Annotated in this window: 17 protein-coding genes; 5 read left to right on the forward strand and 12 right to left on the reverse strand. The window is 64.5% G+C overall.

Annotation, left to right across the window (positions count from 1 at the left end; all coding sequences use genetic code 11):
- Positions 1-2: 2 nt before the first annotated feature.
- Positions 3-3,467: a bifunctional proline dehydrogenase/L-glutamate gamma-semialdehyde dehydrogenase PutA gene (gene putA, locus ACOOEX_RS16640; protein WP_420395876.1), complete on the reverse strand. Its 3,465-nt coding sequence runs from the start codon at positions 3,465-3,467 to the stop codon at positions 3-5.
- Between the two features lie 133 nt (positions 3,468-3,600).
- Between putA and ACOOEX_RS16645 the strand changes: the two genes are divergently transcribed.
- On the forward strand, positions 3,601-4,056 hold the full coding sequence (locus tag ACOOEX_RS16645) for an Lrp/AsnC family transcriptional regulator (protein WP_071689187.1): 456 nt from the start codon (positions 3,601-3,603) through the stop codon (positions 4,054-4,056).
- 339 nt (positions 4,057-4,395) lie between these two features.
- Here ACOOEX_RS16645 and ACOOEX_RS16650 read toward each other — a convergent pair whose 3' ends face one another.
- The 5 genes from ACOOEX_RS16650 to ACOOEX_RS16670 all read right to left on the reverse strand — a co-directional run bounded on the left by ACOOEX_RS16650 (position 4,396) and on the right by ACOOEX_RS16670 (position 10,653).
- A complete protein-coding gene (locus ACOOEX_RS16650) occupies positions 4,396-5,178 on the reverse strand; it encodes a 3-keto-5-aminohexanoate cleavage protein (RefSeq protein ID WP_420395877.1) in 783 nt (260 codons plus the stop codon).
- Positions 5,175-6,500 (reverse strand): aspartate aminotransferase family protein, encoded by a 1,326-nt coding sequence (locus ACOOEX_RS16655; protein ID WP_420395878.1) that lies wholly within the window; start codon positions 6,498-6,500, stop codon positions 5,175-5,177. The genes ACOOEX_RS16650 and ACOOEX_RS16655 overlap by 4 nt, the downstream gene beginning before the upstream one ends.
- A 4-nt stretch (positions 6,501-6,504) precedes the next feature.
- Positions 6,505-6,936: a universal stress protein gene (locus ACOOEX_RS16660; protein ID WP_420395879.1), complete on the reverse strand. Its 432-nt coding sequence runs from the start codon at positions 6,934-6,936 to the stop codon at positions 6,505-6,507.
- Positions 6,937-6,947: 11 nt separating this feature from the next.
- Positions 6,948-9,590, reverse strand: coding sequence for a TRAP transporter permease (locus ACOOEX_RS16665; RefSeq protein WP_420395880.1), 2,643 nt, complete (start codon positions 9,588-9,590; stop codon positions 6,948-6,950).
- 91 nt (positions 9,591-9,681) lie between these two features.
- Complete coding sequence (locus ACOOEX_RS16670) at positions 9,682-10,653, reverse strand: TAXI family TRAP transporter solute-binding subunit (protein ID WP_420395881.1); 972 nt, start codon at positions 10,651-10,653, stop codon at positions 9,682-9,684.
- A 120-nt stretch (positions 10,654-10,773) separates the two neighbouring features.
- On the opposite strand from ACOOEX_RS16670, the gene ACOOEX_RS16675 reads away from it, so the two are divergent.
- Positions 10,774-11,658 carry a MurR/RpiR family transcriptional regulator gene (locus tag ACOOEX_RS16675; RefSeq protein WP_420395882.1) on the forward strand — a complete coding sequence of 295 codons (885 nt, stop codon included), beginning with the start codon at positions 10,774-10,776 and terminating at the stop codon, positions 11,656-11,658.
- Here ACOOEX_RS16675 and ACOOEX_RS16680 read toward each other — a convergent pair.
- The 4 genes from ACOOEX_RS16680 to ACOOEX_RS16695 are packed head-to-tail and all read right to left on the reverse strand — an operon-like array spanning position 11,650 to position 16,950.
- Entirely contained in the window at positions 11,650-12,531 is an 882-nt protein-coding gene (locus ACOOEX_RS16680) for a dimethyl sulfoxide reductase anchor subunit family protein (RefSeq protein WP_420395883.1), read from the reverse strand. The genes ACOOEX_RS16675 and ACOOEX_RS16680 overlap by 9 nt on opposite strands.
- Positions 12,531-13,280 (reverse strand): 4Fe-4S dicluster domain-containing protein, encoded by a 750-nt coding sequence (locus tag ACOOEX_RS16685; protein ID WP_420395884.1) that lies wholly within the window; start codon positions 13,278-13,280, stop codon positions 12,531-12,533. Before ACOOEX_RS16685 ends, ACOOEX_RS16680 begins: the two co-directional genes overlap by 1 nt.
- Positions 13,277-14,116, reverse strand: coding sequence for an alpha/beta fold hydrolase (locus tag ACOOEX_RS16690; RefSeq protein ID WP_420395885.1), 840 nt, complete (start codon positions 14,114-14,116; stop codon positions 13,277-13,279). The genes ACOOEX_RS16685 and ACOOEX_RS16690 overlap by 4 nt, the downstream gene beginning before the upstream one ends.
- Complete coding sequence (locus ACOOEX_RS16695) at positions 14,113-16,950, reverse strand: molybdopterin oxidoreductase family protein (RefSeq protein ID WP_420395886.1); 2,838 nt, start codon at positions 16,948-16,950, stop codon at positions 14,113-14,115. The genes ACOOEX_RS16690 and ACOOEX_RS16695 overlap by 4 nt, the downstream gene beginning before the upstream one ends.
- 156 nt (positions 16,951-17,106) lie before the next feature.
- On the opposite strand from ACOOEX_RS16695, the gene ACOOEX_RS16700 reads away from it, so the two are divergent.
- The 3 genes from ACOOEX_RS16700 to ACOOEX_RS16710 all read left to right on the forward strand — a co-directional run bounded on the left by ACOOEX_RS16700 (position 17,107) and on the right by ACOOEX_RS16710 (position 21,779).
- Positions 17,107-18,339 carry a CapA family protein gene (locus ACOOEX_RS16700; protein ID WP_420395887.1) on the forward strand — a complete coding sequence of 411 codons (1,233 nt, stop codon included), beginning with the start codon at positions 17,107-17,109 and terminating at the stop codon, positions 18,337-18,339.
- Between the two features lie 73 nt (positions 18,340-18,412).
- Complete coding sequence (deoC, locus tag ACOOEX_RS16705; protein ID WP_420395888.1) at positions 18,413-19,411, forward strand: deoxyribose-phosphate aldolase; 999 nt, start codon at positions 18,413-18,415, stop codon at positions 19,409-19,411.
- A gap of 16 nt (positions 19,412-19,427) precedes the next feature.
- On the forward strand, positions 19,428-21,779 hold the full coding sequence (locus ACOOEX_RS16710) for an aldehyde dehydrogenase family protein (RefSeq protein WP_420395889.1): 2,352 nt from the start codon (positions 19,428-19,430) through the stop codon (positions 21,777-21,779).
- Positions 21,780-22,009: 230 nt separating this feature from the next.
- Here the strand turns inward: ACOOEX_RS16710 and ACOOEX_RS16715 are convergent, their stop codons facing one another.
- Both ACOOEX_RS16715 and ACOOEX_RS16720 read right to left on the reverse strand, forming a co-directional pair.
- Entirely contained in the window at positions 22,010-23,455 is a 1,446-nt protein-coding gene (locus ACOOEX_RS16715) for an NAD-dependent succinate-semialdehyde dehydrogenase (RefSeq protein ID WP_420395890.1), read from the reverse strand.
- A gap of 15 nt (positions 23,456-23,470) precedes the next feature.
- The gene (locus tag ACOOEX_RS16720) at positions 23,471-24,457 is read right to left on the reverse strand and encodes a type I glyceraldehyde-3-phosphate dehydrogenase (RefSeq protein ID WP_420395891.1); all 987 of its coding nucleotides are present in this window, start codon (positions 24,455-24,457) and stop codon (positions 23,471-23,473) included.
- Between the last annotated feature and the right edge of the window lie 49 nt (positions 24,458-24,506).

Here is a 24,506-nt window from a genome sequence, read left to right on the forward strand (position 1 = left end):
CGTCAGCTTGCCGCCGCCAGAAGCGAGGCGTTGCCGCCCGCCGCCGTGGTGTCGATGCAGACGTGACGTTCCAACCGGCACACCGCCGCCAGATCGGCACGTGAAGCCAGCGGGATAAGCCGCCCCTCGCGCGCCGCCAGAGCGGTTCGGATTGCACGGGCGGGATCCTCCGGCCCGTCATAGGCGACCACGGCGAATCCCTGCAAATCGGTCAGCGCCTCGGCCTGCAACACGCCGTCGATCTCCGCCCCCGGCGCGACGGCAACGGCCTTGCAGCCCGCCCATTCGGCAATCCGCACCTGTTCGGCGGCGGCTTCCTCGGTTGGGCCAAGGCACAGGACCGTGCCGCGTGCGAAGATCGACAGGCGGTTCGACTCTCCCGTGGGGCCCGGCAGGCTTTCGGTGCTGCGCCGCTTCAGCGTGTCGGTCACCGCCCTGTTCAACGCCGCCTGCACTTGCACGGTGTCTGCGCCCTTGCCGCCCCGTGCGGGGGCCGTGGGGGTGCTGACCGACCGGAACCGCGCCACGTAAGCGGGACCGCCCGCCTTCGGCCCGGTGCCCGACAGCCCCTCGCCCCCGAAAGGCTGGCTGCCGACAATGGCTCCGATCTGGTTGCGGTTGACGTAGATATTGCCCGCCTTCACGGCCTCCGTGATGTGCTGCACCCGGTCGTCGATCCGCGTGTGCAGCCCGAAGGTCAGGCCGAAGCCCTTGGCATTCACGTCGGCTATCACCTTGTCGATCTCCGCCGCCTTGAAGGTCGCCACATGCAGAACCGGGCCGAACACCTCCTTCTCCATGTCCTCGATGCCCGAGACCTTGATCGCCACCGGGGCTAGGAAACTGCCCTCCTCCGGTGCGGCGATTTCGTGCAGAACGCGGCCCTCGGCACGGGCCTGCGCGACATAGGACGCAATGTCGTCGCGCGCCGGAACCGAGATGATCGGCCCCAGATCGGTCGCCGGATCCCACGGGTCGGCCACGGCCAGTTCATCCATCGCGCCTTTCAGCATTTTCAGGAATGCAGGCGCGATATCCTGCTGCACGTAGAGGCACCGCAGGGCCGAGCAGCGCTGGCCTGCCGACTGGAAGCTGGAGGCCACGATATCACGCACCGCCTGTTCCGGCAGCGCCGTGGAATCCACGATCATTGCGTTGAGCCCGCCGGTTTCCGCAATGAGCGGTGCATGCGGCGTGACCTTGCCCGCCATCGCCCGGTTGATGCGCTGTGCGGTGGCGGTCGATCCGGTGAAGCACACCCCCGCCACGCGGCTGTCGCCCGTCAGCAGCCCGCCAATACGGCTGCCTTTGCCCGGCAACAGTTGCAGCGCATGAACCGGCACCCCGGCCTCATGCATCAGCCGCACCCCGAGCGCCGCCATCAGCGTAGTGGTTTCCGCCGGTTTCGCCAGCACCGCATTGCCCGCCGCCAGTGCCGCCGCGATCTGACCGGTGAAAATGGCCAGCGGGAAGTTCCAGGGGGACACACAAGTGAAGATGCCGCGCGGGGCGTTTTCCGTGGCCTGTTCGGCGTAGTAGCGCAGGAAATCCACCGCCTCGCGCAGCTCGGCCACGCCGTCCATCAGGGTTTTTCCGGCCTCTCGTGTGAGAACCGCGAAGATCTCGCCGAAATGCTCTTCATAAAGATCGGCAGCTTTCAGCAGCGCGGCCCGGCGCGCCTCTGCGGGCGCGTCCCAGATGCGGGCCGCATTAAGCGCGGTTTCCACATCCGCCTCGGTCGCCTCGGATACGCGGCCAACGATATCGCCCGGCTTGGCCGGGTTCACCACATCTTCGGCAGCCTCACCCTGCACCGGACCGGCCAGCATCGGCTCCGCCTGCCATTGACGATCCGCGAAGGGGGCACGCGCAGCCTCGATCGCGGCCAGATCATCGCGGGAATGCAGGTCGAACCCTTTGGAATTGCGCCGCTTTCCGAACAGTTGCGGTGGCGCGACAACACCGGGCGCAGGCGTCTTCGCGGCCTCTGCCAGTTGCTCAAACGGGTCGGCACCGACCACCTCTGCGGGCACATCCTCATCCACGATCTGGTTCACGAAGCTGCTGTTCGCACCGTTTTCCAGCAACCGCCGGACGAGATAGGCCAGCAGATCCCGATGCGCACCGACCGGCGCATAGATCCGGCAGCGGGTGGCGTTCCGTTTATGCAGGATGTCATGCAGCGCCTCGCCCATGCCGTGCAGGCGCTGGAATTCGAAGGCGTCGAAATCCTCGGCCATGTCGAGGATCGCCGCCGCCGAATGGGCGTTGTGGGTGGCGAACTGCGCATAGATCCGGTCGGAATAGCCAAGCAGTTTCCGCGCGCAGCACAGATAGGCCACATCGGTCGCCGGTTTGCGGGTGTAGACAGGGAAACCCGCCAGCCCCTCGACCTGCGCGCGCTTGATTTCCGTATCCCAGTAGGCGCCTTTCACGAGGCGCACCATGATCTTGCGGTCAAGCTCGTTGGCCAGCGCATGCAGCCAGTCGATCACGCCCGGCGCGCGCTTGCCATAGGCCTGCACCACCACGCCGAACCCGTCCCATCCGGCAAGACTGTCATCGCGCAGCACGGCCTCGATCACGTCGAGCGAGATATCCAGGCGATCCGCCTCTTCGGCGTCGATATTGAGACCCATGCCAGCGGACTTGGCGTCCTGCGCAAGTTCCAGCACACGGGGGACCAATTCGGTCATGACCCGATGCGATTTGGTTTCCTCATAGCGCGGATGCAGGGCCGACAGCTTGATCGAGATGCCAGGATTGGCGCGGATGTCGTCATGCTTTGCCTCGGTCGCCAGCTTGGCGATGGCGCCTTTGTAAGCGGCAAAAAAATGGTCGGCATCATGCGCCGTCATCGCGGCCTCGCCCAGCATGTCATAGGAATAGGTGTAGCCCTGCGCGGTGCGGGTCTTGCCGCGCTTGACCGCCTCGCCAATGGTTTCCCCCAACACGAATTGCTGGCCCATCTCCTTCATCGCGCGGCCCACGGCGACGCGGATCACCGGCTCTCCCAGGCGTTTCACCGCCCCGCGCAGAGTTGCTGTCAGGCCCGGTTCGGCGTTTTCTTTCAACACCTTGCCTGTCAGCATCAGCCCCCAGGTCGAGGCGTTGACGAGCGAGGACGTGGAGCGTCCCAGATGCTTGCCCCATTCCGATGGTGCGATCTTGTCCTCGATAAGCGCATCCATGGTGTCCGCATCCGGCACCCTGAGCAGCGCCTCGGCCAGACACATGAGCGCGACGCCTTCCTCGGTCGACAACCCGTATTCGGCCAGGAACACCTCCATGAGGCCCGGTTTGCTGTCGTTGCGGATGGCATTGACAAGCTCGGCCGCAGAGGCCGCCATGCGGGCGCGGGCGGCTTTGTCGGGCGCGTGGGCGCGGGTCAGTCGGTCGATAAGCAGGGCCTCATCGGCCAGGTGGTCGGCACGGATGGCCTGACGCAGATCGGCAAGGGTGGTCATGGCGAACCTCAAGGTGAAGGGATGGCCAAATCTAGCATCTTCGTCAAAGTCAGGTTGCCTTTCCTTGTTGAATATTCCGACGGATCGCCCTATTGCGATGTCAATTTGAGGCCGAAAAATCGCAAGAGGGCACATGGAAAGTCAACTTGACCGCTTCGACAGAAAGATCGTTTCCCTGCTGCTGAGCGACGGGCGCATGCCGGTCACCGAGATCGCCCAGAAAATCGGACTGTCCAAGACACCGTGTCAAATGCGGGTGAATCGCTTGCGCAAGGACGGGGTGATCCGGGGGTTTCGGGCGGTGGTGGATCCGGCGAAGCTGGGACAGGAACATGTGGCCTTCGTGGAGGTGCGGTTGACGGATACGACGGAGGATGCGCTGAAGGCGTTCAACGCCGCCGCGCTGAAGGTGCCGGAGATCGAGCAGGCGCATATGATCGCAGGCGCCTTCGACTATCTTCTGAAGGTGCGAACGCGCGATATCCGTGATTATCGGCGGGTGTTGGGAGAGGTGATTTCGACCCTGCCCTTCGTCGGCCACACCTCGACTCATGTGTCGATGGAGGCGGTGAAGGACCAGGCGTTCTGAGCTGAGATCAGGGGGGTGCCCCCCGTACACCCCCTGTACACCCCCCGTACACCGGGCGTGCTGACGTTTCGCGATTTCGCCGCCTACCGGCGTCGACCCGTGAGCGGCCCTCCTCAACCCCCGGCTGACGCCGGAGGCCTCGTCAGGCCGCGTTGCCACGGAAGTGTGGCAAGGACAATGTGTCTGGTCCGGTGATCGGATTCGAAGTGAGGGCGGGATGCCTCCGGCGGAGGTATTTGTCGCCAAGATGAAAGGCGGGGCGCGTTAAGGTTCACCGGTGGTCAAGATCGTTCAGATCGGCGATGACGCTCCCGGAGGGATGCGGTATCGGTTGGAAAGCTAACCTGAGACCTGCAGCCTGCGGATGAGATCCGCCACCCGCGCGGCATTGTCCGGAGCGGACTTGCCATCCGGGCCTGTGACGTTGTTCTCGAACCCGATGCGGGTCTTGCCACCTGATTTGATCGCCGCGACGAGGCACGCGGTTTCCTGTGGGCCGAAGGCGCAGGCCGCCCAATCGGGGTTACCCGGTAGCGCTCGGCTGGCGCGCAGAAACGCGGTCAGCATGTCCGGGATGGCGGGCTTCGGTGGTTGGTAGCGGCCGAGCACGAAAAGCAGTTGCAGGGCTGCGGGGATTGCGCCTGCTGCCACGCGCCGTGCCAGACCCATCACATCTGCGGGGCTGTAGAGGATATGCTGCACCGGGATGCCGGTCTCTGCCGCCCAGTGATAGAAACGGCTGGCCTGTTGGTCCTCGCCGGGGTCGGGCCACATTTCGCTGAGCGCAACCGAGACGCCTTCGGGGCGCACGGCCCGGACCACGGCGCGCTGATCGGCGGGGCTATAGCGGCCTGCGGCCTCGGTCGTGATCTGCACGGGCATGCCCGGCACCGCGCGGGCCATTTCGGCAATGAGCTCACGATAAAGCCCTGCATCGAGGCTGTGCGCCCCTGACGCGTCACGCACATGGGCGTGAAGCGCGCCTGCGCCTTCGGCATGGGCGGCGCGGGCGGCCTCGACCGTCTCGGCGATGGTCATCGGCAATGCAGGATGGTCGGCCTTTGTCTTGCGGGCCCCGTTGGGGGCCAGCATGATGCGCGGCAGCGATGTGAGGCGGGTCATTGGGCCAGTGCGGTTTCCACGGCGCGGGATAGCTTGCCCACCAACTCGCCGATCTGATCATCGGTGATGATGAAGGGCGGGGCGAGCAGGATGTGATCGCCCTCGCGCCCGTTCACGGTGCCGCCTGCGGGGTAGCAGATAAGGCCCTCGGCCATCGCCGCCTTCTTGACCCTTGCATTCAGCTTTCGGGCCGGATCCAAGGGGCGTTTGGTGGCCCTGTCCTCGACCAGCTCGACACCCCGGAAGAGACCGCGCCCGCGCAGGTCGCCGACATGGGCGTGTTGGCCGAAGGTGTCATGAAGGGCGGCTTGTAGCACGTCGCCTTGCGTTTTCACCCGGTCGCAGAGGTTGCGGGTGACGATGGCATTGACCACCGCGTGACCGGCAGCAGCAGCAAGCGGATGGCCGTGATAGGTATGGCCGTGCTGGAAGCTGCCGGACCCTTGTTCGATGGCCTCGTAGACCCTGGAGGATGCCAGCATCGCGCCGATCGGGGCGTAGCCCGCGCCGAGGCCCTTGGCGATGGTGACGATATCGGGGGAAATCCCATCCGCTTCGCAGGCAAACAGGTGTCCGGTCCGGCCCATGCCGCACATGACCTCATCGAGGATCAGCAGCACGCCATATTGGTCGCAGATTTGCCGGATGCGCTTGAAATATCCGTCAACCGCCGGAACCGCACCTGCAGTGGCACCGACAACAGGTTCGGCGATGAAGGCCATGACGGTCTCTGGCCCCTGACGCAGAATCTCTTCCTCCAGTGCATTGGCCGCACGCTGGCCGAAATCCCATTCGCTCTCACCTTCCAGCCGCTCGCGGTATTCGAAGCAGGGCATGATATGGTGGGTTTCCACCAAGAGGGGCGCGTATTTCTCGCGCCGCCAGGCATTGCCGCCGGCTGCCAGCGCACCGAGCGTGTTGCCATGGTAGCTCTGCCGCCGTGCGATCAGCTTGTGGCGCTGCGGCTGGCCGGTTTCGAGGTGGTACTGTCGGGCGAGCTTGATCGCAGCCTCGACCGCCTCGGACCCGCCGGAGAGAAGGTAGACCTTGTCGATGCCTTCCGGGGCATGGGCGATCAGCAGGTCGGCCAGTGCCTCGGCGGGTTCTGAGGTGAAGAACCCGGTATGGGCGAAGGCGATCTTGTCCAGTTGCGCATGGATGGCGGCGCGCACGTCGGCGTCCGAGTGGCCGAGGCAGGACACCGCCGCGCCGCCCGAGCCGTCGAGATAGGCGCGGCCTTCTGAGTCATAGATATAGCAGCCTTCGCCGCGCACAGCCGTGGGAAGGGGTCCGGGGCCACGCCCGAACATATGGGATGTCATCGGTCTATTCTCCGCGAACGACGAAAACGGATTGGGTGGCATGGCGCACGACGCGGGCGGCGTTGGGGCCAAGCAGGTAGTCTTTCAATTCAGGCCGGTGAGAGCCCATGACAATCACATCGGCCCCGACGCGATTGGCGGCCTCGATGATCTGGTCATAGACACGGCCATGAAGGACATGGGGGTGCACTTCTATTTCATCGGGGACGTGGGCGTTGACGAAACCGGTCAGCTGCTCGCCTACCTCGTGTATCGCCTTTTCTTCGAACCCTTCGGGGAAATAGCTGCCGACCACGGACATGCCGAAATCAGGGACGACGGTGGCGATATGGAGCACTGCGCCCTCGTATTGCGCCAGTTTCACGGCGGCGGGCAGGGCCTTTGTCCAGGTGGCCTCGTCGGACAGGTCAATGGGCAGGAGGATGGATGTGAACATGGGTCTGGTCCTTAGAAGGCCGGTTTGGTCTGGCGGCGGCGTTGCAGCAGGATCACCAATCCGAGCAACAGCAGGGCCGGGATGTAGAAGATCTGTTCGGGCAAGCGGTCGGCGGCAGTCTGAACCGAGGCGAGGCGCACGGGTTCATCGGCGTAGAAGTCGAAATTGGCCAGTGTCTCGGCGGTTTCCGAACCGAACATCGGTTCATCGAGCCGCACCACGTCGCCATCGGGGAAGAGCAGCAGGCCGCTGGCGTCGATGCGCTCCGCCGCGCTGCCCTCGCCCTCAATCTGCATGACGAGGGTGGTGGAGGTGATGTCGCCGGTGTTGAAATCCGGCCCCTCGATCAGCAGCCGCAGGGACGATCCGTCATGGGCTGCCTCGACGGCGGCTTCGAACTCGGCCGGGGGCACATCGCGGAACGGCGGCTGCACCATGTCGAGCCAGACATTCGGCACGAAGAGGGTGAAGGCCACCAGAAGCAGCGCCGCGCTTTCATGGATATGGCTCTTGGCGAGGAAATAGCCCTGCGTCGCGGCGGCAAAGAGCAACATGGCGAAAGTGGCGATGACGAAGATGAACGCCGCCTGTCCGACACCGGCCCAGGTGCCCAGATCGACGCCGTAGAGGATGAGCGTCGGATTGAAGATGAACAGGAAGGGCAGCGCCACGGTGCGCAAGCTGTAGAAGAAAGCGGTGAAGCCCGTCTTGATCGGGTCGCCCCCCGACACGGCGGCGGCGGCGAAGCTGGCCAGCCCCACGGGTGGTGTCACATCGGCCATGATCCCGAAATAGAAGACGAAGAGATGCGCCGCGATCAGGGGCACAATGAGCCCCTCCTGCGCGCCGAGCGACACGACGACCGAAGCCATGAGCGAGGACACCACGATATAGTTGGCCGTGGTCGGCAAGCCCATCCCGAGGATGAGGGAGAAGATGCCGACGAAGACCAGCATCAGGATCAGGCTGCCACCCGAGAGCTGTTCGACCAGCCCCGCCAGTTCGGTGCCGATGGGGGTTTTGGTGACGATGGCCACGATGATGCCTGCCGCAGCGGTGGCAACCCCGATGCCGATCATGTTGCGGGCACCGGCAATCAGGCCTTCTTTCAGATCATCGAAACCGCCCTTCAACTCGGCCATCATCTGCGCGCCCTGCCCCCGGAAAATCGCCTTCAGGGGCCGCTGCGTGACGATGATGAACAGCATCAGGCAGGTGGCATAGAAGGCCGATTTCGCGGGGCTCTGACGTTCCACCATCAGGAACCAGACCAGCACCACGATGGGCAGGATGTAATGCAGGCCGGTGGCGTAGACCTCTGCCACCGTGGGCAGTTTGATCTCCTTGGCATTGGGGTCGTCGACCTCCAGATCCGGGCGCTTGGCCGCGATGGAGACGAGCCACAGGTAGAGCACCGCAAGGACCGCCATCATGATCGGACCGGACAGCGCGGGCGTGGCGGCCTTGAGCGCGCCGACACCGTAGATCAGCGCGGTGAACCCCGCGCCCGCGACGGCGAACCCGATGAAGAACTTGACGATCATGCCGGTGAAGCTCTTGGCCTCACCCAAGGCGGGCATGTCCTTTTTCAACGCCTCCAGATGCACGATGTAGACCAGCGCGATGTAGGAGATCACCGCCGGGATGAAGGCGTGCTTGATGACTTCGACATAGGAAATGCCGATGAATTCGACCATCAGGAAGGCGGCGGCGCCCATGACGGGAGGCATGATCTGACCGTTGACCGAAGAGGCGACCTCGACCGATCCGGCCTGTTCATTGGTGAAGCCCACCCGCTTCATCAGCGGGATGGTGAACGTGCCTGTGGTCACGACGTTGGCGATGGACGAGCCGGAGATCAGGCCGGTCATGGCAGACCCAACGACCGCCGCCTTTGCAGGGCCGCCGCGCAAATGGCCGAGCCCCGCGAAGGCCAGTTTGATGAAGTAGTTCCCCGCGCCCGCCTTATCGAGCAGCGAGCCGAAGAGAACGAAGAGGAAGACGAAGGCGGTGGACACGCCAAGCGGGATGCCGAAGACACCAGCGGTATCGAGCCACAGCGCGTTCATCAGCGAGGTAAAGGAGATGCCTTCATGCTCGATCAGTTCCGGGATCAGCCAGCCCTGGCCCATGTAGCCATAAAGCGCGAAGACCGATCCGACGATGGTGAGAGCGGGGCCAAGCGCGCGGCGGCTGGCCTCCAGCAGGCAGATCATGCCGATGGCGCCGACAATCACCTGTGTCTGTGTGGGCAGGCCGGACCGAGCGGTCAGCGCCAGTTCATCGGAGAACCAGAAGACATAGAAGGCGGTGCCCCCTGCCGCCAAGGCCAGCAGCCAGTCGACAATCGGAATGTGATGGCGCGGCGAGGATTTGAAGGCCGGGTAGGCCATGAAGGCCAGCAGAACGGCGAAGGTCAGATGGATGGGGCGGGTCTGCGAGGAATTGAGAACCGGCAGGTATTCCCCGAACCAGAGTTGCGGTTGCGCAATCCAGAGCTGGAAGAGCGACCACGCAAGGGCCAGGCCCGAAATCAGCAGCGCGATTGAACGATTGGATGGATCGCGTGCACCGCTGTCGGTGCTGGCAACCAGATCCTGAAGCTCTTCATCGGAGAACTGGCGCCCTTCGCGCCCCTCGGTCGGTTCGGTCATCGCGCCACCCTCGTCACATCCTTGAAACGGAATTCTTTTTTTGGGCCCCGCGGCACGCGATGGCGCCGCGGGACATATCAGAAGGGGCCGATCATTCGATCAGGCCAGCCTCGCGGTAGTAGCGCTCGGCACCGGGGTGCAGGGGCGCGCTGAGACCGTCATTGGCCATTTCCGCCGGGTCGAGATTGGCGAAGGCCGGGTGCAGGCTGCGGAACTGGTCGATGTTTTCCATCACCGCGCGGACGATTTCATAGACCACATCATCGGGCACATCGGCGGAGGTGACGAAGGTCGCGCCGACACCGAAGGTCATCGTGTCTTCATCGTTGCCGCGATACATGCCGCCGGGGATGGTGGCGGTGCGGTAGAACGGGTTTTCGGCGACCAGCATATCCACGGCATCGCCGGTCACGTTCACGAGGACGGAGTCACAGGCCGTGGTCGCTTCCTGGATGGAACCGGAGGGGTGACCGACGGTGTAGACCATCGCGTCGATGTTGTTGTCGCACAGTGCCTGGGACTGTTCGGCGGCCTGAAGCTCGGACGCGATGGCGAAGTCGTCCATGGTCCAGCCCATGGCCTCCATCAGCACTTCCATCGTGCCGCGCTGACCGGAGCCGGGGTTGCCCACATTCACGCGCATGCCCTGCAGGTCCTCGAAGTTTTCGATACCGGCATCGGCGCGGGCGACCACGGTGAAAGGCTCGGGGTGGACAGAGAAGACCGCGCGCAGGCCCTCGAACGCGCCCTGCTCTTCAAAGCGCGAGGTGCCGTTATAGGCGTGGTACTGCCAGTCGGACTGGGCCACACCGAATTCCAGCTCTCCACCGCGCACCGCGTTGATGTTGTAGACCGAGCCACCGGTGGATTCGACGCCGCAGCGGATGCCATGTTCGGACCGGCCCCGGTTCACCAGACGGCAGATCGCGCCGCCGGTCGGGTAGTACACGCCGGTCACACCGCCGGTGCCGATTGTGACGAAGGTCTGATCCTGAGCCGATACAGCGCCTGCACCAAATGCCGTCGCGGCCGCCAGGACGGCGCCAACCAAGTGTTTGTTCATGAATTCTCTCCCAATTGATCCGAAGTGAAACACGGATGCGGGTCAGGTGAAACAAATCATTGAAATTCGTCAAGGCATAAATCAAACGTTCCAGAATGAAACAGTAACGGTCCCCTCGACATGACTCTCGACGATCTCAGGCAGGCTTTGGCCGAACAGGTTCACACCGCGTCCCCCAAGGTTTCACGCCTTGCTGCATGGGCTTTGGACCATCCTCAGGAGATGGCATTTCACTCGGTCAGGGCGCTTGCGAAACGGGCGGATGTCAATGCAAACACGGTGTTTCGTCTGGCCGTAGCGCTTGGGTTTTCCGGCTACGATCCCTGCCGAACGGCCTTTCAGGCGGCCCTGAGGGGCGAAGGCGGGATGTATGGATCGCGGGCAAAACAGCTCCGATCCGGGGGAACGGTGGCCCTGACCGCCCGGATTCGCGAATCAGCCCACAAGAACCTCGACGCGCTGTTTTCCGAGGCGAATATCCAGCGGGTGAGCGAGGCGGTAGACCTGCTGGAAGCGGCAGAACGGATTTTCGTTGTCGGGGTGCGCAGCTGTTTTTCGCTTGCCCATTACCTCAGCTATTCGGGGCGCATGGCCTTCGACAGTTTCGCGCCACCCCTTAACGAACCGGGCGGTATTGCCGATGCGATCACATCCACCGGGCCGAATGACGTGGTGATCGTGATCACCTTCTCGCTCTATTCCTCCGAGGTCGTGCGCGCCTACGAGGCGGCGCTGGCGCGCGGGGCACGGGTCATCGCCATCACCGACAGCTATGTCTCGCCCGTAGCGCGGGGGGCCGATGTGGTCTTTTGCCTGCCGATGGACGGACCGCAGCCGCTGCCCTCTCAGGGAGCGTCCTTCGCACTGGCCGAGGTGCTGGTGGGCGAGATGATCGCGCGCAGCGACACCGCAGCGCAGCGGATTGCCGATTACGAAGACCGGATGCTGGAATTCGGCGGATACGTACAGACCGCGCCCGGGGCGCGGCCCGACGGCTCAGGCTGAGCGTTTGCCGTAGTAGAGCCCGACCACATGCTCGGCCTCGGCAAAGAACAACCAGCGCGAGGTGACAAGGCCCGCAACATGGGACAGCACCGCAAGCAGCCCCAGCAGATGACCCGCACCGGGGATGATCAGCAGAACAACCGGCAGGCCGTAGCACAATGTCAGCGCGATCATGCGCAGCTTGCGGGAGTGTTTGCGGCCCACCACATGCACGAATTCCTTCAGCAGGTAGTTGGTGCCGGTATGGGGCGGCTCGAACGCGCGGATATTTCCCGGAGTGCCGAGACCGGTGGCCGTGGCAAGGTTGGTGCCGGATTCCTTCAACGCGCTGTCCCCCACCTGCCAATGGGCCACCTGCACGGCAGCGGCCAGCGCCAACAGCGCAGCGGCAGCCGTCATCTGGCCCGCCAGCAGCGCGCCGCCCGCGATGGACAGCGTCAGCAGATGCACCGGCGTCAAAGGCTGGTTCCAGCGCGGCACGGTCTTTAGTTGCCCGTAGATCATCGAGGTGGAATAGACCGTCAGCAGCGAAAGGGCCGCGCCGATCCAGCCGAGCGCCGTCAGTTGCGTATCAAGGAATACCGCCGCGAAGGCATAAACCGCCATCACCAGCAGCGCCATGACCGACAGCCATGCCTCTCGGCTGAGCCAACTGGTTTTCCACTGGGTAAACGCCTTCAGCGCGCGTTGCGGATTGCCCAGGTGGAAGGTGGAGGCCATCAGCCCGCCCACGGCCAGCGCGTAGGCGATGGCGTAGAAGACGAAGGCGACCCATCCGGTGACTGGCGGAAAGCCGAGGCCGAGGAACAGGAGCAGCCCGAAACCGAGGCCCGAGAAGCTGGTGAAGATGATGACGGACGGTGCGGGATGCATCAGAGCTTCTCCAGCGTTTTATCCAGCCAGCCGAGGAAGCCCTTGGGGTCTTCGGCGACGGGTTCGAGGAAGGGGGCAAGGATATCCATGTCATACGACACATCCTGCTTGGGACGCGGCGGCAGGTATTTGTTGACGGGCTTCGTGCCCTGTTCGGGCATCAGGTCCATGCCGCCACGTTCAGCCACCAGGCGCGACACGTCGCTGTCGGGATCGCCCAGATCGCCGAAATGGCGCGCGCCCGCCGGGCAGGTGCGCACGCAGGCGGGCTGGCGGTCTTCCTCGGGTAGGTTCTCGTTATAGATCCGGTCCACGCAAAGGGTGCATTTCTTCATCACGCCTTCCAGCGCGTCGAGTTCCCGCGCGCCATAGGGACAGGCCCAGGCGCAGAGGCCGCAGCCGATGCAGGCGGTCTCGTTCACCAGGACGATTCCGTCCTCGGATCGCTTGTAGCTGGCCCCGGTCGGGCAGACGGTCACGCAGGGCGCGTCTTCGCAATGGAGGCAGGATTTTGGGAAATGGACCAGCTGCGCGGGGCCTTCGGCTGGCGTGATCTCGTAGCTGTGGACGCGGTTGAGGAAGGTGCCCGAGGGGTCGGAGCCATAGGCGTCAACGTCGGACAGAGGCGCGCCATAGTTTTCCGTGTTCCAGCCCTTGCAGGAGATCACGCAGGCATGGCAGCCGACGCAGGTGTCAAGGTCGATCACCAGCCCGAGTTTCTTTTGCGTGCTTGCGGGAAGCTCGGTCATGCGGCCTGCTCCTTGCTTGCGGTTTGGATGAACCCTGCGAGGTCGGCGGCGAACCTTTCCGGGTCTTCGAGGAAAGGGGCGTGACCGATGCCCTCGTAGGGCAGGTAGCGGCCATGGGGCATGGCCTTGGCCGCGGCCTCACCCGTTTGGGGGGAGACGACCGAGTCGGCGGTTCCGTGGATCACGAGGCCCGGGCAGGTCATCGCCGCATAGGTCGGGCGCATGTCCCAGTTGGCGGCGAAGAGCGCGCGGCGCGCCGTGGCAGGGCAGAGCATGTTGGCCGCGACCATGCGGCCATAGGTTTCCCGGTCGAGCGGCTTGGCCGTGCAGGCATCGACGAAGCGGGCCGTGGCGGGGATAAGGCGCGCGAGATCGGTGGTGTAGAGATCACGGTCGAGGCCGGGGCTATCCGCGCCAACCATCCAATCCTCTCGTGCGGTGCCGATGGCGAGGATGCCACCGGCAAGAACCACGCCCGAGAGCGCCGCATCGCCATAGGTGGCGAGGTAACTGGCGATGACGCGGCTGCCATAGGACCAGCCGACGAGGGTGACATTGCCGAGGTCATGCAGCGCCATGACGGCGGCGACGTCATCGGCCCAGAGTTGCGTGTCGGTATAGGCTGCCGGATCCTCCGGCTTGTCGGATGCCCCATGGCCGCGCAGGTCCATGGCGACGATGTGGAAGCGGTCCTTGAGCCGGTCGATCAGCGGATCCCAGCACAGGGATTGCTGCGCCCATCCGTGGATCAGCAGGATGGCGGGGTTGGCGGGGCTGCCCGCGGTGTAGGTGGCGATACGGGTGCCGTCGCTGCTGGCGATCTTCGCGGCGCTCATTTGCCCACCTTCCACGCGAGGTTCTGCGGCCCCTGCCCGACGGGTGATTTGATCGGCGGATAGGCGGGTTGAGATTCCTCCGGTGCGGCGACCTTCTCGATCTTCACGCGCAGGTCGAACCACGCGGCCTGACCGGTCACGGGGTCGGAATTTGCCCAGCGCATGCCGTCGCCCTTTGGCGGCAGAAGCTCATGGATCAGGTGGTTGAGCAGGAAGCCTTTTGTGGCCTCCGGCGCGTCCTTGTCGAGCGCCCAGGCCCCCTTGCGCTTGCCGATCGCGTTCCACGTCCAGACGGTGTTTTCGTTGAGCGCGGCCATGTGGGCGACGGGGACCACGATGGAGCCATGCGCCGAGGAGACCTTGGCCCAGTCGCCCTCGCTGAACCCGTTCGCCTCCCAAATCTTGGTGGGCACATAGAGCGGGTTGCGGCCGTGCAGTTGCCTGAGCCACGCGTTCTGGGTGCCCCAGCTGTGATACATCGCCATGGGACGCTGCGTCAGGGCGTGGACCGGGAATTCCTCGGGGTCGACATGGCCGTCCTCGAAGGGCGGATACCAGATGGGGAGCGGGTCCATGACCGTCTTGACCCTCTCGCGCAGGTGTTCGGGCGGCTGGCGGTCGCCGTGGCCTTCTGCGGCCAGCTGGAAGCGGCGCATGGGTTCGGCGTATAGGCTGAACAGGTAGGGCTGAGGGCTGTCATAAAGCCCCATGCCGACGGCCCAGTTCTGGTAATCGGCGTTCCACGGCTTGTAGTAGAGCGCCGCGTCGGGGATGTGTTCGACGAAGAAGCCGCCGTTCTCGATATAGCGGTCGAGCTGTTCGGGGTTGGGCGCGCCCCGGCCCTTTTCGCTGCCATCGCCCCGGAAGCCCGCCAGCGGGCCGATGCCGGGCTTGCGTTCGTGGTTCACGATGTAGTCGGCGTAGTCCTTGTATTTCGCGCTGCCGTCCTCGTTGACGAAGGCAGGCATTCCCAGGCGCGCGCCCAGGTCCACCAGCACCGACTGGAAGCCGCGCACGTCGCGGTCGGGCTCGATCACCGGCCAGCGGATCGCGTCGGCGGCGGCATCGGCTTCGCAGATCGGGCGGTCGAGCAGCGAAATGCAGTCATGCCGTTCCAGGTAGGTGGTGTCGGGCAGGATCAGGTCGGCATAGGCCACCATCTCGGAGCTGTAAGCGTCCGAATAGATGATGCGCGGGATCACGTAGTCGCCGTTCTCATCCTTGTCGGTCAGCATCTTCATGACGCCCGACGTGTTCATGGAGGAGTTCCACGACATGTTCGCCATGTACATGAACAGCGTGTCGATCTTGTAGGGGTCGCCCGCATAGGCGTTGGAAATCACCATATGCATGAGGCCATGGGCGCTCATCGGGTTTTCCCAGGTATAGGCCTTGTCGATCCGGGCCGGGCTGCCGTCGTCCTTCAGGCAGAGATCATCTGGCCCCTGCACATAGCCCAGATGCGGGCCGTTCAAAGGCTTGCCGGGGGTGACGCCGCAATGGGGTTTCGGGTGGGCCTCGACCGGTTTCGGATAGGGCGGCTTGAAGCGGAAGCCGCCGGGCACCTCGACACTTCCCAGAAGGATTTGCAGCACGTGCAGCGCGCGGCAGGTCTGGAAGCCGTTGGAATGGGCGGAGATCCCGCGCATGGAGTGGAAGCTGACCGGGCGGCCGATCATCTTGTAATGTTTCACGCCGCGGAAATCGGTCCAGGGCTGGTCGATCTCGATCTCTTCCTCAAAAGCGACGCGCGCCAGTTCGGCTGCGATATGGCGGATGCGGGTGGCAGAGATGCCGACACGGTCGGCCACCGCCTCGGGCGTATAATCCTCGGACAGGTAGCGTTCCGCCAGCAACTGGAACACCGGGCGGTGCGTAGCGCCTGCATTGCGCCAGGTGCCAGCAAGGTCAGGCACCACCTCGGGATCGTCGAAAGGCGCGGGCTTGCCGGTGCGGCGGTCGAGGACCAGCATCTTGCCATCCTCGTCGCGCAGGAGAAGCCCGTGTTCCGGCGAGCTTTCATCGCCATTCACCAGAACCGGCGCGTTGGTGTAGCGACGCAGATAGTTGAGGTCGATCCGACCCGCCTTCAGCAGGCAGTGGATGAGCGACAGGATGAACAGCCCATCCGTGCCGGGCGTGATGCCCACCCATTCATCGGCCACGGCGTTGTAGCCCGAGCGGATCGGGTTCACGCCAATGACCTTGGCCCCGCGTGCCTTGATCTTGCCAAGCCCCATCTTGATCGGGTTCGAGTCGTGATCTTCCGCCACGCCGAAGATCATCAGCAGTTTCGTATGATCCCAGTCCGGCTGACCAAATTCCCAGAAGGCCCCGCCCATCGTGTAGATGCCGCCCGCCGCCATGTTGACGGAACAGAACCCGCCATGGGCCGCGAAATTGGGGGTACCGAAATTCTGCGCCCAGAGGCCCGTGAAGCTTTGCGACTGGTCCCGGCCGGTGAAGAAGGCGAGCTTTTCGGGGTCGGTGTCGCGGATCGGTTTCAGCCAGGACACGGCAATTTCCAACGCCTCGTCCCAGGTGATTTCCTCAAACTCGCCGGATCCGCGCGGTCCGACGCGTTTCAGCGGCGCGCGCAGGCGGGACGGTGCATTGACCTGCATGATCCCCGCCGAGCCCTTGGCGCAGAGCACGCCCTTGTTCACCGGGTGGTCGCGGTTGCCCTCGATATAGGCGACATGTTTCTTGCCATCGGGGCCGTCCTTCATATGCACATTGATGCCGCACCGGCAGGCGCACATGTAGCAGGTGGTCTTACGGATCTCGTCCGACACTTTCGGGGAGAGATCAATCGCCGGTTGAGTATGGGCCATGTGCTGTCCTGTACCTTCCTGCTGGAATTCCTGTTCTTCAATTCCGCCGCTCCAAACGACCGGATCACAAAAGATTGCCTCTTGCCAGAACGTTTTGCCGGATTTTTGGTAACGATGCTTGACCCGTCAAGCGAGGGCCAGTCTTTTAGGGGCGATATGGCCAGATTTTTTGTAAGCGCTTACATTTTGTCGCAGCGAGCGGCCCTGATCGGGGGGCTTCTGGCGCTGTCATCCTGTGTGCCGACGGGCGAATCGCCCGGCAGCCGGGCCTGTATTCCCGCAAGTGGCAGCCCTGCCATGGTGCAAAGAGAGGTCTTTCGGCCGGGGGCGGTGACAGTGGCGGCGGTCGGCGACGTACTGATGCATATCTTCCTTCAGGAAGAGGCCGCCGCTCAACCGGAAGGATTTGCCGACCTGCTGCGCCCGACAACCCCCTATCTGGCAATCGCCGATCTGACCGTGGCCAATCTGGAAGGCCCCGCCGCGCGCAACGTCCTGCCGGGAGGCGGCGAACGCGTGCTGCCAGATCACGTTCTGACCGACGGGGTGGTCTATTCCGGCTACCCGACTTTCAACTTTCACCCGTCGCTGGTCACCGACCTGCGCGATAGCGGTGTCGACGTGATCCAGACCGCGAACAACCACGCGATGGACCGGGGGCCTCTGGGGGCGGACAGAACGCTGGAGGCCCTCGATGCCGCTGGCCTTCCCCATACCGGCACAAGGTCCCGCGCCGCCCCAAACGCACCGTGGCACGCCGTCGTCAGTGCCGGGGGCGCGCGGATCGCATTCCTCGCCTGTTCCTATTCCACCAATGGCCGGGCCGATCCGCATCACCAGGTTCTGCTGTGCTACCGCGATGAGGCCGAGCTTCTTGCCACCATCCGCACCCTGTACGCAGAGCCCGCCATTGATGCGGTGATCTTTCTGCCGCATTGGGGCAATGAATATGTCCAGACCCCCGATGCCAACCAGCGCCGCCTTGCCCGCGCCGCGATGGAGGCCGGGGCCGCTGCCGTCATCGGCACCCATCCGCATGTGCTGCAACCGATCGAGCCGGTGATGACTTCTGACGGACGGCAGGGTTTCGTGGCCTACTCGCTCGGCAATTTCATCTCGTCGCAATGGGCGCTTCCGCAGCGGACTTCGGCCATTCTCTATTTCGACCTGATGCCCGGCCCGAACGGGCTTGAGGCGCAGATGCCCGCCTACCTGCCGACCCGCGTGACGCGGTACACCAACAGCACCGTTGTACAGCCCGCCGAACAGGCCGTGGACGGACAGCGGAGCCTCGCCCATGTAGCGCAGGTTCTGGGGCGCGACGGTGTTCTGAGCCTGGCCGACATCGCCCGTCTTCAGGGCCGCCCGATCTGCGCAACGGGCGGCTGACGCGACGCAGGTGCTTGCGCGCCCGCGCGGGCCATGTAACCCTGACCATCTGATCAAAAACGGACCCGACGGGATGACCCAGACGACCCTAGAGACGACGACCACGGCGGCGGGCCTGCCGCAGGTCAGCGACCCGCGCAACCCCGGCATGGCGCTGGACATGGACTGGGTGATGGGCGCGCAGGCCAACACCTCGGCCATCGAACGGCGCTGCGCCACCCTGCCCGGCCGCCGGACGGTGAAGAAAGAGTATCAGGCCGCGTGGCTGGCCCGCGCGATTTCCTGCATCGACCTGACGACGCTGGCGGGCGACGACACGCCGGGCCGCGTCCGCAGGCTCTGCGCCAAGGCGATGCAACCGGTGCGCGCCGACCTGCTGGAGGCCGTTGGCCTGCCAAAGCTCACCACCGGTGCGGTCTGCGTCTATCACGAGATGGTGCCCGTGGCGGTCGAGGCGCTGGCGGGCTCGGGCATTCCGGTCGCGGCTGTCTCGACCGGCTTTCCGGCGGGGCTGTCGCCCTATCACCTGCGGGTGAACGAGATCGAGGAAAGCGTCAAGGCCGGGGCCGAGGAGATCGACATCGTGATTTCCCGCCGCCACGTTCTGACCGGCAACTGGCAGGCGCTTTACGACGAGATGAAGGAGTTCCGCGAAGCCTGCGGCGAGGCGCATGTGAAGGCCATTCTGGCGACGGGAGAACTGGGCACGCTGCGCAACGTCGCCCGCGCCTCGCTGGTCTGCATGATGGCGGGGGCGGATTTCATCAAGACCTCGACCGGCAAGGAAAGCGTCAATGCCACCCTGCCGGTGTCGCTGGTCATGATCCGCGCGATCCGGGCCTATCAACAGGCGACCGGATACCGCGTCGGCTACAAACCAGCGGGCGGGATTTCGAAGGCGAAGGACTCGCTGGTGTACCTGTCGCTGATGAAAGAGGAACTGGGCGACCGCTGGCTGCGCCCCGACCTCTTCCGCTTCGGGGCCTCGTCCCTGTTGGGCGATATCGAGCGGCAGTTGGAACACCACGTGACCGGGGCCTATTCCGCCAGCTGGCGGCACGCGATGGCGTGAACGGAGTTTGCACAAGATGACCATCCCCGAGATTTTCGAGACCATGGAGTACGGCCCCGCGATGGAGGATGCTTCCGAGGCGCGCGCGTGGATTGCAAAGCATGAGGGCCGGTTCGGCCAGTTCATCGGTGGGGCCTTCACGGCACCCGGCGAGACATTCGCCACGAAGAACCCCGCCACGGGCGAAGAACTGGCACAGGTCACGCAAGGCTCCGCCGAGGATGTGGACGCCGCCGTGCAGGCCGCCTCCAAGGCCTTCCCCCGCTGGTCGAAACTGTCGGGCCACAAACGCGCCCGGCATCTCTATGCCATCGCTCGGCTTCTTCAGAAGCACAGCCGCCTCTTCGCCGTGCTGGAAACGATGGACAACGGCAAGCCGATCCGCGAGAGCCGCGATATAGATATCCCCCTCGCGCAGCGGCATTTCTACTATCACGCCGGTCTGGCGCAGCTGCGCGATAGCGAGTTGCCGGGGCACCAGCCGCTCGGCGTCTGCGGGCAGGTGATCCCGTGGAACTTCCCGCTCCTGATGCTGGCATGGAAGGTCGCGCCGGCGCTGGCGGCGGGCAATACGGTGGTGCTGAAACCTGCCGAATACACCTCTCTCACCGCGCTTCTCTTCGCCGATATCTGCCGCGAGGCCGGGTTGCCCAAGGGCGTCGTAAACATCGTCACCGGCGATGGCGCAACAGGGGCGGCACTGGTCGAACATCCCGGCATCGCCAAGGTGGCCTTCACCGGCTCGACCGAGGTGGGGCGCAAGATCCGAGAGGCGACGGCGGGCAGCGGCAAGGCCCTGACGCTCGAACTGGGGGGCAAGTCGCCCTACATCGTCTTCGACGACGCCGATATCGACAGCGCCATCGAGGGGCTCGTTGATGCGATCTGGTTCAACCAGGGGCAGGTCTGCTGCGCGGGGTCGCGGCTTCTTGTACAAGAAAATATCGCGGAGGATTTCCACGCTCGGCTCAAGGCCCGCATGGCCAATCTGCGCGCGGGCGATCCGCTGGACAAATGCATCGATATCGGCGCGGTGGTGGACCCGGTGCAGCACGCGCAGATCAGCCGGATGGTGAGTGAAAACACCGCTGGCGAGACCTATCACGCGCCGATCGAGATGCCCTCGACGGGCTGCTTCTACCCGCCCACCCTGATCACCGGGCTGGAGCCCGCCGACCGGCTGATGCAGGAGGAAATCTTCGGCCCCGTGCTGGTGTCCTCCACCTTCCGTACCCCGGATGAGGCGGTGGCGATGGCCAACAACACCCGCTACGGACTGGCCGCGACGGTCTGGACGGAGAACGTGAACCTCGCTTTGGATGTGGCCCCAAAACTGGCGGCGGGGGTTGTGTGGGTGAACGCCACCAACCTCTTCGACGCGGCGGCTGGCTTCGGCGGGATGCGCGAGAGCGGCTTTGGGCGCGAAGGCGGGTGGGAGGGGCTGCTGGCCTATCTCAAGCCATCGGATGCGGGCAAACCGGTGAAACCTGCGAAGGTCCACGCGCCGGGAGAGACGGATTTCGACGGCATCGACCGCACCGCAAAATTCTATGTCGGCGGCAAGCAGGCGCGACCCGATGGCGGCTATTCGCGGCCCGTGCACGGGCCTCGGGGGGCGCTTCTGGGCCATGTGGGGATCGCCAACCGCAAGGATATCCGCAACGCGGTGGAGGCCGCGCAGAAGGCCGCCGGGTGGGGCAAGACCACCGGGCATCTTCGGGCGCAGATCCTCTATTACCTGGCCGAGAACCTGGGCGCGCGTGCGGGTGAATTCGCCGACCGCATCCGGGCACAAACCGGGCGCAGCGCGGCCTCAGCCCGCAAGGAAGTGGACACCGCCCTGTCGCGGCTCTTCTCTTACGCGGCCTGGGCCGACAAGTTCGATGGCGCGGCCAAATCGGTGCCCATTCGCGGCGTGGCGCTGGCCATGAACGAACCCGTGGGCGTGATCGGGGCCTTCTGCCCGGAAGACGCGCCGTTGCTTGGCCCGGTCTCGCTGCTGGCGCCTGCGATGGCCATGGGCAACCGGATCGTGTTGGTCGCAGGCGAAAGCGCGCCTTTGACGGCGACCGATCTCTACCAGGTGCTCGACACGTCGGACGTGCCGGGGGGCGTGGTCAACATCCTGACAGGGTCGCATGCCGACCTCGCAAAGCCGCTCGCCACGCACATGGACGTGGACGCGGTCTGGAGCTTCTCATCCACCGATATCTCGGGCGTGATCGAGGCGGGCAGCGCCGGGTCGCTGAAACGGACCTGGGTCAACAATGGGCGCAACCCGGACTGGGCCGGACCGACTGGCGAGGGCAAAGCCTTCCTGCGCGCGTCAACCGAGGTCAAGACGATCTGGGTGCCCTACGGAGAGTAAGGCGCCTCCCGCATCAGGGCCAGACCGGGCACCGATATCCCGTGGCAACGCGGTCCGAGGAGGGCCCCGGAGGGGCTTGACGAGGGCCGCCCCCGGGTCGACGCCGCAGGCGGCGAAACCGCCATCCGTCTGCACGCAAGGTGTACGGGGGGTGTACAGGGGGTGTACTCATGGCACCCCCCCTGTTTCCACACACGTTACGCGCGGCGGATCAGCCGGAAACCTGCGCCTCAGATGCCGTCGATGCAGACGTATTTGGTATCGAGATAATCGCTCAGCCCCTGGCTGCCGCCCTCTTTGCCCATGCCGCTTTCCTTCACCCCGCCAAAAGGCGCTTCCACGGTGGTAATGAGGCCCGAATTGATCCCGATCATCCCGTATTGCAGCCCCTCGTTCAGACGGAAAGCGCGAGCAAGATCAGAGGTATAGGCGTAGCAGGCGAGACCGTATTCGGTGTCGTTGGCCATCGCGATCGCCTCTTCCTCGGTCTCGAATTTGAACACCGGTGCCAACGGCCCGAAAATCTCTTCCTTTGCGAACATCATGTCCTGCGTGGCGTTCCGGATCACCGTCGGCGCGAAGAAACTGCCGCCATTGCCATGACGCGCGCCGCCGGTTGCGATCTCACCGCCCTTCGCCGTGGCGTCGGCGATGAATTCTTCAACCTTTTCAACGGCATCAACGTCGATCATTGGCCCCTGTTCAACACCTGGCTCCAGCCCGTTGCCCACTTTCAGCGCGGCAGTTTTCTCTACCAGCTTGGCCACGAAGGCGTCATAGACGCCAGACTGCACATACATCCGGTTCGCACAGACACAGGTCTGCCCCGCATTGCGGAATTTTGAGACCATCGCCCCCTCGACCGCCTTGTCCAGATCGGCATCGTCGAACACCACGAAGGGCGCGTTACCGCCCAGTTCCATCGAGACTTTCTTAACGGTATCAGCGCTTTGGCGGATCAGCTCCTTGCCCACTTCCGTGGACCCGGTGAAGGTCACCTTGCGCACCACCGGGCTTTCCATCATCGCGCCCGCGATCTTGCGGGCAGACCCCGTCACCACGTTGACGACACCTTTTGGGAAACCCACCTCTTCGGCCAAGGCCGCCCAGGCCAGGCCCGAATAAGGCGTCGCGGTTGCGGGTTTCGCCACCACGGTGCAGCCCACGGCCAGCGCCGGACCGACCTTGCGTGCCAGCATCGAAGAGGGGAAATTCCAAGGCGTGATCATCCCGACCACGCCAACGGGATGATGGGTCACGAGGATGCGGCGTCCGTTCACGCCTGCGGGCACGATTTCCCCCTTGGCGCGGCGCGCTTCTTCTGCGAACCAGCGGACATATTGCGCGCCGATGGCGATCTCGCCCATGGCCTCGGCCAGCGGTTTGCCCATCTCGACAGTCAGAAGCTCCGCCAGATCCTTCTGATTGTCCATCAGCGCGTCATGCAGCTTCCACAACAGGCCAATGCGGCTCATCAAATCCATCGCCGCAAAGCCGGGGAAGGCGGCCTCGGCAGCGGCAATCGCACGTTTGGTTTCCGCGTCGCCCGCATTCGGGATGGTGCCGATCACCTCACCCGTGGCCGGGTTTGTGACGTCTATCGTGGCGTTGCTATCGGCCCCAACCCACTGACCATCAATGAAATTGCCCTCGCGCAACCAGGTCTTGTAGCTCATCTTCTCTCTCCTATCTCAGGCGAAACTGCCCATCCGCCGGGCCACCTCGAGCATCCGGCAGGAAAATCCCCATTCATTGTCGTACCAGCCGAAGACACGCAGCATGCCGCCTTTCGACCGTTTGATCTCTGGCCCCGCCACGATCAGGGACTCGGGCCTTTGCCGCAGGTCTGACGACACAAGCGGCCTGTCGGTATATCCAATCACACCCCCCGATGAGGCCAGAAGGGCGCGGGCCTCCTCGGCGCTCGGTCGGGAGCGAGTAATGACGGCCATATCCACGCAAGACACGCTGGCCGTTGGCACCCTGACCGCCGAGCCGGTGATGCGGCCAGCAAGATGCGGCAGCACGATATCGACCAGTTGCTCGGCGCTCGTCGTCGTTGGCACCATCGACAGCGCGGCGGCGCGGCTGCGGGCCGGGTTTGCCATCGGCATATCCACGGTCGGCTGACTGCCGGTATAGCAATGCACCGTGGTCATCAGCGCGGTTTCCAGCCCATAGGCATCGTCCAAAACCCGGGCCAGAGGTGCAAGCGCATTGGTGGTGCAGGAAGCGTTTGACACGATCCTGTGATCCGCGCTCAGCCGCTCGTCATTGGCCCCCAGAACCACGGTCAGATCCGCGTCCGGCGACGGGCCGGAGACCAGCACCCGCGTAGCCCCTGCGGCCAGCCCCTGTTCTGCAATCGCCCGATCCTTGGCACGACCGGTGCATTCCATCAGCACATCAACGCCCGCAAGGTCCAGCGCCCCCAGATCCCGCTGCTGCGTGAACGGAATTCGCCGTCCGGCTGCGATCAGCACCCCCGGCTCTGTCGTCACGCCACCCGGAAACGGGCCAAAGACGCTGTCGAATTCAAACAGATAGGCACAGGTTTCCAGCGGCGCGATGTCATTGACGCCGACCACCTCGACCCCTCGCCACGCGTCGGAGGTCAGCCAGGCGCGCAGAACCGACCGGCCGATCCGCCCGAACCCATTGATCACGACCCGTGTCATTCCCGTTCCCCCACGCTGAAGTCGCGCGCAGTGATGCACGGGCGCAGAG

It is taken from the genome of Nioella sp., assembly GCF_965215655.1.
Taxonomy (GTDB): Bacteria; Pseudomonadota; Alphaproteobacteria; order Rhodobacterales; family Rhodobacteraceae; genus Nioella.

Excerpts from the sequence above, each read along its gene's own strand:
- putA (WP_420395876.1), bottom strand. The coding sequence starts at position 3,467 with ATGACCACCCTTGCCGATCTGCGTCAGGCCATCCGTGCCGACCACCTG.
- ACOOEX_RS16645 (WP_071689187.1), top strand. The coding sequence starts at position 3,601 with ATGGAAAGTCAACTTGACCGCTTCGACAGAAAGATCGTTTCCCTGCTG.
- ACOOEX_RS16650 (WP_420395877.1), bottom strand. The coding sequence starts at position 5,178 with ATGACCCGCCTCACATCGCTGCCGCGCATCATGCTGGCCCCCAACGGG.
- ACOOEX_RS16655 (WP_420395878.1), bottom strand. The coding sequence starts at position 6,500 with ATGACATCCCATATGTTCGGGCGTGGCCCCGGACCCCTTCCCACGGCT.
- ACOOEX_RS16660 (WP_420395879.1), bottom strand. The coding sequence starts at position 6,936 with ATGTTCACATCCATCCTCCTGCCCATTGACCTGTCCGACGAGGCCACC.
- ACOOEX_RS16665 (WP_420395880.1), bottom strand. The coding sequence starts at position 9,590 with ATGACCGAACCGACCGAGGGGCGCGAAGGGCGCCAGTTCTCCGATGAA.
- ACOOEX_RS16670 (WP_420395881.1), bottom strand. The coding sequence starts at position 10,653 with ATGAACAAACACTTGGTTGGCGCCGTCCTGGCGGCCGCGACGGCATTT.
- ACOOEX_RS16675 (WP_420395882.1), top strand. The coding sequence starts at position 10,774 with ATGACTCTCGACGATCTCAGGCAGGCTTTGGCCGAACAGGTTCACACC.
- ACOOEX_RS16680 (WP_420395883.1), bottom strand. The coding sequence starts at position 12,531 with ATGCATCCCGCACCGTCCGTCATCATCTTCACCAGCTTCTCGGGCCTC.
- ACOOEX_RS16685 (WP_420395884.1), bottom strand. The coding sequence starts at position 13,280 with ATGACCGAGCTTCCCGCAAGCACGCAAAAGAAACTCGGGCTGGTGATC.
- ACOOEX_RS16690 (WP_420395885.1), bottom strand. The coding sequence starts at position 14,116 with ATGAGCGCCGCGAAGATCGCCAGCAGCGACGGCACCCGTATCGCCACC.
- ACOOEX_RS16695 (WP_420395886.1), bottom strand. The coding sequence starts at position 16,950 with ATGGCCCATACTCAACCGGCGATTGATCTCTCCCCGAAAGTGTCGGAC.
- ACOOEX_RS16700 (WP_420395887.1), top strand. The coding sequence starts at position 17,107 with ATGGCCAGATTTTTTGTAAGCGCTTACATTTTGTCGCAGCGAGCGGCC.
- deoC (WP_420395888.1), top strand. The coding sequence starts at position 18,413 with ATGACCCAGACGACCCTAGAGACGACGACCACGGCGGCGGGCCTGCCG.
- ACOOEX_RS16710 (WP_420395889.1), top strand. The coding sequence starts at position 19,428 with ATGACCATCCCCGAGATTTTCGAGACCATGGAGTACGGCCCCGCGATG.
- ACOOEX_RS16715 (WP_420395890.1), bottom strand. The coding sequence starts at position 23,455 with ATGAGCTACAAGACCTGGTTGCGCGAGGGCAATTTCATTGATGGTCAG.
- ACOOEX_RS16720 (WP_420395891.1), bottom strand. The coding sequence starts at position 24,457 with ATGACACGGGTCGTGATCAATGGGTTCGGGCGGATCGGCCGGTCGGTT.